Genomic DNA, 12535 nt, shown 5'->3' on the forward strand with positions numbered 1-12535 from the left:
CTTGATTTTCAATAAATGATGCTTAAAATACTTAAGGTGGATACGGTTTAATAACCATACCCACCTTAAGTGTTTTTCAGCTTGTTGAGAAAGTTTAACTTGTAATAGCGACTATTCCTTAACCGATATTCCGCCAACCAGCTGCGAAGACATTGGCCTAGGTTTATGAGGCAAAGTCTTTGCGACGAGCTTGCGCAGGAGCAGTTTGTTTTCCTCCGCTGTTTGGCTCCATATCTGGAGAGCAGGTACAAACATAGAGAGCTTTCCGAATCAGCTCCCTATTCCAGAGAATCTCTAAAGGTAACAAAAGGAAGTTAAATGCAGCGGAAGGTGGGCGACTCCAGCGGAAATAACATGAGCTGAAGGCCCCGCAGGAAAGACATTGGCCCAAACTTGTGAGGCCAATGTCTTAGCGACGAAGCTAGCGCAGCGATGCAGGAGCACAAGGTTTTCGAAGCGACGAGGAGACTGAAGCCATGTCCGCGGAAAGCGTCCCACCTGGAGTGCAATGAAAAAAGAGCATAAGAGTTTCTCGACAGCCATAAGTGTTTTTCAATTGCTCAATGTTTTACTTGGTTCTCCATTTAAAACATATTTAAACTGAATAGAAGCATTGATAGAATGGACGACTGAGCAGTAAGTGTCACGTGATAACTTGATGGCTCGAACGACTTTGTCTTCGGGCAAATCACCTTTTATATGATAGCTAATAGCAATCTCGGAAAACCGTCTTGGATGGTTTTCCGCCCGTGTCCCTTCAATTTCGATAAAAAATTCATCAATACCTAAACGCATTTTTTCCAGGATCATGACAATATCCATGCCGGTACAAACTGCGGCAGCATGCAATAAGACTTCCGTCGGACGAGGACCGGAGTTTGAGCCGCCGCTTTCAGCACCGGCATCCAGTAAGATTTTGTGTCCGGATTCCGTCATCCCGCTAAAAGCCATTCCGCCATCCCAATTTAATGTTGCTTTCATCTTCATCTCTCCCTTTCCTGTCATCCCTTTTTTAAGCAGTTGAATCTTTGAAATGCTCGTTGCTTATAATTCACTATACCCAATCTTTAACTTATTAAAATACAATGTGGTACGGTGCTATTCTCTCCGGTTACAGCGCGGGGAGCGCTATGGGCGATGAGATTTGAATTCATGCCTGAAATCCAGTGGAAATTCGGCTATCCTTTTTCGGTTCTGGTTATTCTTTTGTCAACGGGTGCGCTTTATTATTATTTGAAAAAGAAAGACTGGATTGGCAGCGTGCTGAAAAATCCTAAAGACAAAAAGTTCTGAGGAATGGCAGCGATAGCATGTGCTCCTTCGGCACAAAACTGGAAAATCGCTTCTAAATCTCTACGTTTCAATCATTGGCAAACCCATCCCGTAACATCTCCATACCAACGATTGCTTTAGCCATAACTGTCTTCCTTCATTTCTCTTATTTAGCTGTCTGGATTTGACCCTCAGTCCATGAAAGTGAACGTTTTTCAACAAACATCTATAAACTCATGCAGATGACGCAAATTGTTGAACCGCAATGAATAATAAAGGGCATTTATTTGCTATAATAAGATATTGTAGAGAAGAAATATCATAATAGAGTTAGCAGGAAATTACGATTAAAAATGCAGGGAGATAAGACAACGTTATGGAAAACACAATGGAAATCAGTTCTGCCAAATTAATGTGGACAATGACGCGTCCGCATACGTTGACGGCGACTTTTGCACCGGTGATACTCGGGACGGTGGCAGCACTTTATGCAACGGAGATTGATTGGCTTTTATTTATCGCGATGATGGCAGCCTGCTTGGCTTTGCAGATTGCGACGAATTTGTTCAACGAATACTATGATTTTAAACGCGGCCTAGATACGGCTGATTCTGTAGGCATCGGCGGCGGCATAGTGCGGCACGGGCTGCAGCCTAAAAATGTATTGGCCGTTGCGATTTTGTTATACATCGTGGCCGCGTTTATCGGTCTGTATATTTGCATGAACAGCAGCTGGTGGTTAGTGGTTATCGGTTTTGTTGGCATGGCAATCGGCTTTTTATATACAGGTGGACCCCTTCCAATCGCGTATACCCCATTTGGTGAATTGTTTTCAGGTTTAGCGATGGGAACCGGCTTTGTTTTGATTGCGTTCTTCATTCAAACCAATGCGATTACGGTTGAAAGTGTATTGATTTCCATCCCTGTCGGAATTTTGGTAGGCGCCATCAACATGTCGAATAACATCCGCGATATCGATGAAGACACAAAAGGCGGAAGAAAAACGCTGCCGATTCTTCTTGGACGAGACAAGGCTGTTATCGGTTTGGCCATCGCCTTTGCCGTTGCCTATCTTTGGATTGTCGCCATCGTATTGATGGGTTATGTCAGCCCTTGGGCTTTAGTCGTTTTCCTTAGTTTCAAAAAACCGGTTGCCGCTATCAAAGGGTTCCGAAAAGGGGCAACCGAACCAAAGTATATGAGATTCGCCATGAAATCGACGGCTATGACCAATACGATTTTCGGTTTTCTGTTATCCGCCGGCTTATTGATCAGTTATTTGTTTTAAGCTAAATATTTTTTATAGAACTGAACTTCGAGTGAGAGGACTTTTTTATCTTCCATTCGAAGTTTTTTTGTTGCTTCAAATTTTCGGCAAACTGCCCGGTTCTTATCTAAAGCGGTTTCCTACCTTATCTTTTCAACAAACAACCGTTTCTTATGCTCAGCTGCATTCACTGAAAGTTCCTTTCCATTTTCCAATTGAATCGCAACGACTTCCCCTTTAAAATTCTCATCAATATGGACAAATACATGTCCTTCCCATTCCATAGAAGCAAACCCGCCTTTTTTTCCTTGTTCTATCCCCAAAAGGCCGTATCCTTGCGGGGAATACTCGTATACAGCGATTGCTGGAGATTCGTCGATGGCCAGTGCGAAAGCCGTGAGTTCTCCGTCAATCCACTCATCTTGTTTGGTTATGGCTGGAAGATCTTTTTCTAATGAATACTCTTCTCCGTAGGAAAACTCCAATTCTTTCCAAAGATCTTGCTGCGCTGGATACTCCTGTTTGGTCCATGTGCTTGGTTGGCTCACTTCCCCTGACTGATCAACATATAGAGTGACGCCAAACAACGGAGATTCAATTTTATTAACTTCAAAAGAACCAACTGAATACCCCTGTTCATATCGTTCCGGGACGATGTCGAATTCATTTTCAGGATAGTGTTTGGATAAGTGGTCCACCAGGATTCCATATCGCTCTTCATGTTCATTTATCTTTAACACGGGAAAATAAAGATAATACCCGACAAATCCGAGGACCAGTATACTCGTTAACAATAATGCCCATCTTTTTCTTTTCCTAAAAATTAGCCAAATAAAGATGATGGCAGCCATCACGCCGATCCCAATCAAACCGAAAAAAATAGTTTCAGCAGGGTTCATGCATTCACTCCTTCTTGTCGAGTATTTACTTATCAATTCCATTCGAATTCTCTGTTTGTGACTGTTTTCTTTTAATATACTAAGAAGCTAAAAGGATAGCTAGATAAATTTGGAAGAGGAAATCCCCTTCGTTATCTTTTGAGTTCAAGTCAATCTGAAAAAGAACGAATGGTCGAAATGTGCATATCATCCAATACTCATATAGTATAGTTATATGGAACAAGTAATTTCAGTTAAACGAGGAGTAGGAATCATGTTAAAAGAACAATTGACATTAAAAAATAAGAAACTACATGAATTTTTATGTGAAAAAAATAAAGAGCTTACAGAACAATGGTTTGATACATTGGATAAAAGTGCCATAGGTGTATACGCATCTTCAAATCCGGAAACCATTGAAAAGTTAAAGCAGCAAAACTTTGAGTTCCATGAACGGTTTTGCCATATGTTTGATAGAGATGACAACGAATGCATAAAAGAATTTCAGGACTGGATTCTACGCGTGGCAAAAGATGAAGGTCATTTAGCCACGCCTCTTGACGCCATCTTGAAAGAATTTTTCAGAACGCAGAAACAATACCTGCAGCTTATTGAAGAATTTGCGGAGGCACAGGAAGAAAAAATTTCTTCAGAACAGGTAAATGCTTGGAACAAGGCAGTCGTTGATACCATCAATGACATCATTCTAGAATTTACCGTTCAAAATACGAAAGCAGCAGAATCCCGGTTGAACGCCCAGCAAGAAATGATTATTGAAATGAGTGCACCTGTGATTCTATTGACAAAGGAATTCGGCTTATTGCCTTTGGTCGGAGAAATCCATACATACCGGGCACAGATCATTTTTGAAAAAGTTTTAAAACAATGCCACCAAAATTCCATTGAACGGTTGTTTATTGATTTATCCGGTGTGCCGATTGTTGATACGATGGTTGCCCATCAAATCTTCCAATTGATTGAAGGGCTGAAAATTATTGGAGTTAAGACCGCTATTGCCGGCATTAGCCCTGATATTGCCCAAACTGCTATTCAGTTAGGCATCAATTTTGGTGATGTTAAAGTATTCAGTAAGCTGGAACAAGCGATGAAATTCAACAACTTGCAAGTTTCCCATAAATAAAATCGCTTTTTAAAAACGATTCTTTTGTTTCTATAATTAAGTTTAATAAAAAGCGGACGTTTCGAGATTAAAATCATCTCGAAACATCCGCTTTTTGTTGTTTGTCAGGATATCAGTTCATATATCGGTATTCCCGCAAATTATTTAAGTTGTTAATTTCTTGTATTAACTCCTCACCGATATTGGTCTCTCTGACCTTTTTTCGTTCCAATTCTTCATCGACCAGTCTCTTTACAGACAATACATCGGTTTCATTGCTTAATACTTCATCTTTTGAATTGAAAAGCTGATGGGCGACCAGCTGCATGCCGTAGGAATTGTATAGGAGTGTGTACCCTGCAATCCCCGTGGTCGATTGGTAAGCCTTCGAAAATCCGCCGTCAATAACCAGCATCTTGCCGTTTGCTTTGATTGGGTTTTCCCCGTCAATTTCTTTTACCGGCGTGTGGCCATTGATGATGCGGCCATGGTCCGGATTCAAATCAAATTCTGCGAGCATCTTTCGGCACATTTCTTCGTCTTCGCGCAAATAATAATAAGGGTTTTTTCTTTCCTTATGCGTTTCTTTTTCTTTAATAAAATAGCGTTCGAACGTGGTCATTTCCCTTTTTCCAAAAAGCGATGATTTCTCACCGGTCCATAGGTACCAGACCATATCGGTCGCAAAGTCATCCGTTTCTTCTGGACGGGCAAAGGAATATCGGAGATAGTGCTCAAAGACATCCAGCAGCTCACGTCCTGCATATTCTTTGCCTTCGATTTCCATTTTTTCCATATCGCCGTTTTCATCCAGTGGAATACAGCCGTGTATCAGCAAGTTGCCATTGTACTTCAAATAAAGGCTGCCTTTTTTCATGATGAAATTCATATGCCTCGCCAGCTTTTCCGAATGCTGGAAAGAGAACAGCAATTTATCCATTACTTGCTGTTCTTCTTCCAACAGTTCATCCGGCTGCTCTGGATTGATCGTCGCAAAACAAGTGTTTTCCAGTCTATAGTTTATGCCATAAAGGGTGGCTTCGTTTTTGCCATAATTGACTTTCTCAAGCAAGAGCCGGTCCGTCATGTCAAAACAAGGCCGCCGTTTGATGATCGGGCTTTCCAGTTTGAATTGAATGATTGAAATGGCCTGATGGATTTTGGTGATTTGCATCTGTTCTTGCTCTGTAAGTTGTTCTCCAGAAATCCGTTTTGGATGAAAAGCAGGGTTGTCGTCATAGTATTTCTCTGCCAGGTTCAGCAGCGGCCGCAGATTGATGCCATACACATCTTCAATGATATCCAGGTTGTTGTATCGCGCACAGATCCGGATGATATTCGCCAGGCAAACCTTTGATCCGGCAAAAGCGCCTAACCACAAGACATCGTGATTCCCCCATTGAATATCAACTGAATGATAATCGATGAGCGTATCGACGATTTTATGCGGATCGGGCCCACGGTCATAAATATCGCCCACAACGTGGAGATGGTCGACAACCAAACGCTGCGTGGTATAAGCCAGACCGATAATCAGTTTATCGGCTTGGCCGAGTGCAATGATTTGCTCGACCATTTTTGCATAATACTCTTTCTTGTTTTTGAACTCATCTGTCTTGTACAGCAGCTCTTCAATGATGTACACAAATTGTTTCGGCAAAGCTTTGCGCAGCTTCGAACGGGTGTATTTCGAAGACGCATAAGCAACCAGCTTCAACATGCACTCGATCATTTCTATGTACCAGTCATGCAATTCCTGTTTGGTACTGAAATGGCTTTTGATCAGTTTGATTTTCTCTTCGGGATAATAGACCAATGTCGCAAACCCGTTCAATTCTTTTTCATCCAACACATCTTCAAAAAGGTCTCTGATTTTCACTTTTACATTCCCTGAACCATTCCGCAGCACATGCTGAAAAGCTTGGTACTCGCCGTGCAAATCACTCACAAAATGTTCCGTGCCTTTAGGCAGATCCAGAATGGCTTCAAGATTGATGATTTCAGTGGCCACTTTTTCTTCACTGTCGTATTTTTGAGCCAGCAAATCCAGGTATTTTAAATTTTTCATGATGCACCCCTCCAAATCTCAATAGTCATTCTTCAGTTAATCCAGTCGTACTTCCATTATAAAGGAAATCCGTCGAACATTTCTCTTTTAATTGAAAAAGCTGTCTATTCTGATGCAATTCTTTTAATTTACTGTCATATCACGGCCTGTTCTTGTCCCATCAATTTTGTTTTTCGGCTAAGCACTTCGAAAAATCAACAACTTAATAACTGACATTTGAAACAATTGACCTTTAAAATCTTTTATGCAATATTAGACTAACGACCGTTAGGAAGGTGAAAAAATGAAAGACGAAATATTGCATACTGCTCTCAGCTATTTTGCGAACGAAGGCTATGAAGGAGCTTCTCTTGGAAAAATAGCGGAAGCCGTGGGCATTAAGAAACCTTCAATTTACGCTCATTATTCCGGCAAGGACGATTTGTTCTTTTCTGCAATGGAATATGCATTGAAAAGCGAAAGGCGCCATTTGGCCACTTATTTCACTGACATGAAAAATGAGCCGCTGGAGGTTTTATTACTTGGCTATTTCGAGTGGTTTATCAAGGATTTGGAAGGCAATGAGCATATGAAGTTTATCCTCAGAACCATGTACTTCCCACCCGCTCGGCTTGAGAAAGAAATAGCTGAAGTGATCAATCCCTTGTTCGATCAGATGCATCGGCATTTAACACGGGTTTTTAGAGAACGCGAACGCCGGGAAAAAATCCTCTATTCCGATGATTTTTCCAGCTGCTCCCTGGCATTTATCACGGTCATCGAAGGAACGATCACGGAGTTGGTTTATAGCGGCACGGCCGCGTACCGGAAACGCTTTGAAGCGGTGTGGCCGATTTTTTGGCGCGGCTTGGTTAAATAGTAAAGCTTTATAAAGGTTGATTGGCATTAATAATGAAGAAAATTGCAAACGAGGTTCATATATGAAGAACTACAAATTGGTTTTATCGATCTTGCTGTTAAATTTATTTATCGCTTTTCTGGGAATTGGGTTAGTCATCCCGGTAACCCCAACGATTATGAACGAATTGAATATCTCGGGAACAGTGGTCGGCTATATGGTCTCGGCATTTGCGCTGGCACAACTGATTGTCTCTCCGCTGGCCGGACGGGCAGTTGACAAATACGGCCGAAAACCTTTAATCATTCTGGGGCTATTTGTCTTTAGTGTTTCTGAGCTGTTATTCGGGCTTGGACAAACGGTTGAAGTGCTGTTCATTTCGCGTGTTTTAGGAGGCGTCAGTGCCGCTTTTATCATGCCGGCTGTTACTGCCTACATTGCGGACATCACGACGCTCAAAACACGGCCGAAAGCGCTCGGCTATATGTCTGCAGCTATTTCGACCGGTTTTATCATCGGGCCTGGCATTGGCGGTTTCCTGGCAGAAATCGGCACGCGGCTTCCCTTCTTTTTTGCGGCAGGCTTCGGGCTGTTTGCGATGCTGTTATCGCTCCTGCTATTGAAAGAACCGGAACGCCAAAACGAGGTACAGCATTTATATGGAGAACAGAAAACCGGATTTGGACGTATTTTGTCTCCGCTTTATTTTGTCGCGTTTATGGTGATCTTAATTTCTTCTTTCGGCCTCGCTTCTTTTGAATCGTTTTTTGCTTTGTTTGTGGACCATAAATTCGGCTTTTCACCACAGGATATCGCGATTGTCATTTCCCTTGGAGCCGTTGTAGGCGTCATTGTACAAGTCGGCTTTTTTGACCGTTTCACGCGCTGGTGGGGTGAAATCCGGCTGATCCGCTACAGCTTGATCGTTTCCACGCTGCTTGTCCTTTTGTTAACTTATGTGACGAGTTACTGGGCCATCTTATTGGTAACGATGGTGGTCTTTGTTGGATTCGACTTGATGCGGCCGGCAGTGACCACTTATCTTTCAAGGATTGCCGGTAATGAACAAGGATTTGTCGGCGGAATGAATTCGATGTTTACGAGCATCGGCAACATTATCGGGCCAATTGCCGGAGGCATTCTGTTTGATATCGACCTTAACTACCCTTTCTATTTTGCGACTGTCGTACTGGCAATCGGCATCGCTTTAACGTATTTCTGGAAAACACCTAAACAAGCAATTCCAAGAGCAGGGGATTAACTTCCCTGCTCTTTTTTATCCGGCTTTCCCAAGACCCTTAGCTTGAAAAAAGCAGCGTTGGACTCGGTGCCAGTGTTTATTAGCTGCCTTGATAATATCCTAGCACTTCAGCTTGAACTTCAGAAACAGTCAACCTATGCTGACTGCCTCGAAACCAATCGTCTCCAGCAACAAAGATTTCGTCTTCAGCCAACTGGAATTCTCTTGTAGTTTGTGAAAAAATTTCCTTCATCGAATCAATATTTTGAGTTGCTCCATTTTCTATCAGTACCTTATTGTATTCAGCGTTTGAGCTTATACCTACTCGATGTGCACGGCCATAAAAAGTGTCCAATTTCCGGCCGTTGATATAGATTTGGCCATCGATGATTTCTACCGTTTCCCCCGGCAAACCAATCACTCTCCCCACAGTTCGCTGCATCCCATTAAAAAATTCCGCTTCATAGACGATGACATCTCCTCTGGCAATCTCTTTTTCCGTGTAGGGTTGAGGGTCAATCAATAATGGATATTCTGTATAATCATGATTTCCTCTGTCCATTGAATCGTATTTAAAGTCGAATACTTCTAGTGGTTCTTCATACTCTGTAAATAGCTGAATAATCGCCTCCGTTCCAGCGTCTGTAAGAACCGGATTTTCCTGTGTGGAGGTGGAAGGAACCGAAATATTTTCGTTCAAAGCGAGCAAGGAGAACAACGTTCCAACTGCCATGAGCAACACCAACATAGCCGCATATTTGAATGGTCCGATCCCTTTTCCACCAGATGCCTTATCCTCTTTTTTCATCTTCATTAAAAATTTTCTTTTTATTGGTTCCTTGAAGAGAGGGTAATTCCCGATAAACTTGTCCAATTTTTGTTTAAATTTGTTCATCTTGTAATCCTCACATTCTCTTGGGCCGACCTTATCTCTCAATAGCTTTTTTGCTCTTCTAATTCTGGTTTTGATGGTATTTTCAAAGCAGTTTAGGAGATTGATGTTTTTTTGGTGGTACTTGGCATTTATGGATGGTAGGTTTGGAAAGGTAGGTTTTTAAGGAAGATCGGTGTTCAGACTGGCTGGATTTCTGGTGAAAACTGACGAAAACTTCCTCCATGACTCTCCGTGATGTTTTTCATCTGTTCATCATTGGATGTCTTGGTCTCAAAACCTCTCTGCACCGACTTAACACCCGTCCTTTCCGGAACACCCCATAGACGGCAAATGAATCAAATTAGGTTCAATCATTAAAAATCCCCAACCAAAGAGAAGACGGTGTCCAGGCCGACATCAGCCTTCCCTCAAGTTCTTGTCGCTTCTTTCATAGTTCTGTTATTAAAACTATCCAGCAATACGTAACCAAAAACCAGTCCAGCAACTGTCGGTACAGTCGTTCCGCCTATTAAGATGATTTCCGGAATGGCAATCCATCCTATTATGAACGGCATGAAAGGCAAAAAAGACATCAATACCAGAAAAAGTGATGGCAAACCAATTGCAGCAAAAATGGGCCAGTCGAACTTTCGAGACTTGTTCTCTTTCGCTTCAAGAAGAAATTTCGGAGTACGCAGCAGCAACCCCAATGCTACAGGGAAAAGTGCAATAAACACTCTCAGCGCAGCTGGCTCAAATGTTTGTTGCGCCATCTCATTCAACTGCTCTTGAAGCTGCATGCCAAAATACAATACAAATCCCAGAACTATTGTCCAGGCGAAATAATATAGAAATCGTTTCAAAACCATCTCCTCCTTCATAGGGATTGCACGGGAACTATTCATTGTATGCTTATATACGATGGGAAAAGAAAGATGGTTTCATTAACTTGAAATAATTTCCTGTTAGCTTGTTTAAAAGTCGTTTGCAATCAAAAAAGAAAGAAGAAGCGCTTTTTTAAGCACTTCTCCTCCCTGCTGATCGAGTAATTTTAATTGTTTGCCGTTACTGGCACACGTGTATATTGTTTTCCAGGATGGACAGGCGATAAATGAGCGCCTTCTCCAAATAAAGCATCACGCAAAGAATTTCCTTCGTATTCTTTTTGCACAAGTCCCCGCTCTTGAAGAATCGGCACAACGAGTTCAATGAAATCTTCAAAAGTTCCAGGTGTGATAGCGTAAGCGATATTGAAGCCATCGATGCCTGTTTCATTTACCCATTTTTCAAGCGTATCGGCAACCTGCTCTGGAGATCCGACAGTGAATGGCCCAAGTCCGCCAATGCCGACATATTCTTTAATGTCATTGACCGTCGGTTTTCTGCCCGGCAGGATTTTGGTGAAGTTTTCCAAAGCGGACTGAATGGCATCATTTTCAATGTATTCAAGCGGCTGATCCGGTGCATAGCCGGACAAATCAATGCCGGTCCAACCTCCGAACAAGGCGAGAGCCCCTTCATGGCTGATATGCTTCTTATAGTCATTGTATTTTTCAATCGCTTCTTCTTCAGTTTTGCCGACAATCGGCGTCAGCAAAGCAAGAATCTTCACATCATCTTTCTTCCGCCCGGAACTCTCAACTTCCGCATGTATTTTATCTACCGTTTTTTTGGCCAGTTCAATATTCGGCGGACCGATGAAGACACATTCAGCATGTTTTCCGGCAAAAGCCACACCTTTTTTAGAAGCGCCAGCCTGGTAAAGGACAGGTGTCCGCTGTCTGGAAGGTTCCGTTAAATGGGCACCGGGCACTTTATAATATTTCCCTTCATGCTGGATATCATGCACTTTTTCAGGATCTGTATAAATGCCATTCACTTTATCCAGCAGCACGGCATCTTCTTCCCAACTGGATTCCCATAATTTATAGCACACTTCCAAATACTCCTCGGCAATGTCATACCGCTCGTCATGCTTGATCTGGTCGTCTAACCCGATATTGACAGCCGCGCTCTTGAGATAAGAAGTCACAATGTTCCAGCCGATGCGGCCTTTTGTTAAATGATCCAGCGTAGAAATCCGGCGGGCAAAAGTGTATGGATGTTCATGGGTAACGGAAGCTGTGACACCGAACCCCAAATGTTTCGTGACTGCTGACATAAGCGGCACGACCAGCAGCGGATCGTTGACAGGAGACTGCGCCCCTTGCCGGACGGCGGCATCTCTGGAGCCATTATAGACATCATATGTACCGAGGACATCCGCGATAAAGATGGCATCGAACTTTCCTTTTTCCAATAGCTTCGCCAATTCGATCCAATACTCGCTGTCTTTGTATTTATGCGATTGATCTTCGGGGTGCGTCCAGAGCCCAGGTGATTGGTGGCCTGCACAGTTCATATCAAATGCATTTAAATAAATCCGTTTGTTTGTCATAAAAATCCGCTCCTTTGTGTGCACCGTTTTTGGTGTTTCAACTAACCTTTTTAACACAATGATTGATTTGAGGATTTACTATTGCCTTTTCTTTATATACTTGCCGTATTTAAATTTGAGGACAATGAACAAAATAAAAAACCTCCTTTTCTCGATAAAAGAGAAAAGAAGGCTGTATATGTACACAATCCCGCTCTTATCTCCCAAGAATAAAATTCTTGCTGGATTTAGCACCTTTCTGACAAATGTCAGAGGTTGCTGAAGCGTCAACGGGCCAGTCCCTCGGCTTCTCTGGATAAGATTATTAAATTAAAAATAATCATAATATTAAATCAATGGAAAGTCAACGTAATTTGTGAAAATTTTATTTATCCTATAAGTCTTATTGTTTAACTTGGATTAATTGTATGAAGAAGAACTTTATTTTGATGGTAGCTCCATGAAATTCCTTTGCACTTCAAAAAAACAACTGATGCTTTTTTTTGATTCTTGGTTACTGCCATCAAATAATGTCCTCTGCTTTCTAGCGTTCTTCTCTAGT

General features: G+C 42.1%; 11 protein-coding genes and 1 riboswitch. Of the genes, 5 read left to right on the top strand and 6 right to left on the bottom strand.

The genetic code is table 11. The annotated features are described in order from the left end of the window. Window positions 1–552: 552 nt before the first annotated feature. Window positions 553–981 (bottom strand): OsmC family protein, encoded by a 429-nt coding sequence (locus ACSFXN_RS06935; RefSeq protein ID WP_437149445.1) that lies wholly within the window; start codon window positions 979–981, stop codon window positions 553–555. Window positions 982–1095: 114 nt separating this feature from the next. Between ACSFXN_RS06935 and ACSFXN_RS06940 the strand changes: the two genes are divergently transcribed. Beyond that, window positions 1096–1293 (top strand): hypothetical protein, encoded by a 198-nt coding sequence (locus ACSFXN_RS06940; RefSeq protein WP_437149446.1) that lies wholly within the window; start codon window positions 1096–1098, stop codon window positions 1291–1293. 355 nt (window positions 1294–1648) lie between these two features. Further along, complete coding sequence (locus ACSFXN_RS06945; RefSeq protein ID WP_437149447.1) at window positions 1649–2560, top strand: 1,4-dihydroxy-2-naphthoate polyprenyltransferase; 912 nt, start codon at window positions 1649–1651, stop codon at window positions 2558–2560. A 119-nt stretch (window positions 2561–2679) separates the two neighbouring features. On the opposite strand, the gene ACSFXN_RS06950 is transcribed toward ACSFXN_RS06945, so the two are convergent. Next, window positions 2680–3438: a hypothetical protein gene (locus tag ACSFXN_RS06950; RefSeq protein ID WP_437149448.1), complete on the bottom strand. Its 759-nt coding sequence runs from the start codon at window positions 3436–3438 to the stop codon at window positions 2680–2682. 253 nt (window positions 3439–3691) lie between these two features. Between ACSFXN_RS06950 and ACSFXN_RS06955 the strand changes: the two genes are divergently transcribed. Beyond that, a complete protein-coding gene (locus ACSFXN_RS06955) occupies window positions 3692–4558 on the top strand; it encodes an STAS domain-containing protein (RefSeq protein ID WP_437149449.1) in 867 nt (288 codons plus the stop codon). A 112-nt stretch (window positions 4559–4670) separates the two neighbouring features. On the opposite strand, the gene ACSFXN_RS06960 is transcribed toward ACSFXN_RS06955, so the two are convergent. Continuing rightward, window positions 4671–6605, bottom strand: coding sequence for a fructose-1,6-bisphosphatase (locus ACSFXN_RS06960; RefSeq protein WP_437149450.1), 1935 nt, complete (start codon window positions 6603–6605; stop codon window positions 4671–4673). Between the two features lie 283 nt (window positions 6606–6888). Between ACSFXN_RS06960 and ACSFXN_RS06965 the strand changes: the two genes are divergently transcribed. Both ACSFXN_RS06965 and ACSFXN_RS06970 read left to right on the top strand, forming a co-directional pair. After that, window positions 6889–7464: a TetR/AcrR family transcriptional regulator gene (locus ACSFXN_RS06965; protein ID WP_437149451.1), complete on the top strand. Its 576-nt coding sequence runs from the start codon at window positions 6889–6891 to the stop codon at window positions 7462–7464. A 61-nt stretch (window positions 7465–7525) separates the two neighbouring features. Next, window positions 7526–8704 (top strand): MFS transporter, encoded by a 1179-nt coding sequence (locus tag ACSFXN_RS06970; RefSeq protein ID WP_437149452.1) that lies wholly within the window; start codon window positions 7526–7528, stop codon window positions 8702–8704. 79 nt (window positions 8705–8783) lie between these two features. Here the strand turns inward: ACSFXN_RS06970 and ACSFXN_RS06975 are convergent, their stop codons facing one another. The 3 genes from ACSFXN_RS06975 to ACSFXN_RS06985 all read right to left on the bottom strand — a co-directional run bounded on the left by ACSFXN_RS06975 (window position 8784) and on the right by ACSFXN_RS06985 (window position 11994). Beyond that, on the bottom strand, window positions 8784–9497 hold the full coding sequence (locus tag ACSFXN_RS06975; protein WP_437149453.1) for a S26 family signal peptidase: 714 nt from the start codon (window positions 9495–9497) through the stop codon (window positions 8784–8786). A gap of 488 nt (window positions 9498–9985) precedes the next feature. Beyond that, window positions 9986–10420 carry a hypothetical protein gene (locus ACSFXN_RS06980; protein WP_300993180.1) on the bottom strand — a complete coding sequence of 145 codons (435 nt, stop codon included), beginning with the start codon at window positions 10418–10420 and terminating at the stop codon, window positions 9986–9988. Between the two features lie 188 nt (window positions 10421–10608). Next, window positions 10609–11994, bottom strand: a complete 1386-nt coding sequence (locus tag ACSFXN_RS06985) for an LLM class flavin-dependent oxidoreductase (protein ID WP_437149454.1) — start codon at window positions 11992–11994, stop codon at window positions 10609–10611. A gap of 193 nt (window positions 11995–12187) precedes the next feature. Further along, a riboswitch (SAM riboswitch) is annotated at window positions 12188–12296 on the bottom strand. Between the last annotated feature and the right edge of the window lie 239 nt (window positions 12297–12535).

The sequence above is a fragment of the Planococcus sp. 1R117A genome (assembly GCF_051417975.1).
Taxonomy (GTDB): Bacteria; Bacillota; Bacilli; order Bacillales_A; family Planococcaceae; genus Planococcus; species Planococcus shenhongbingii.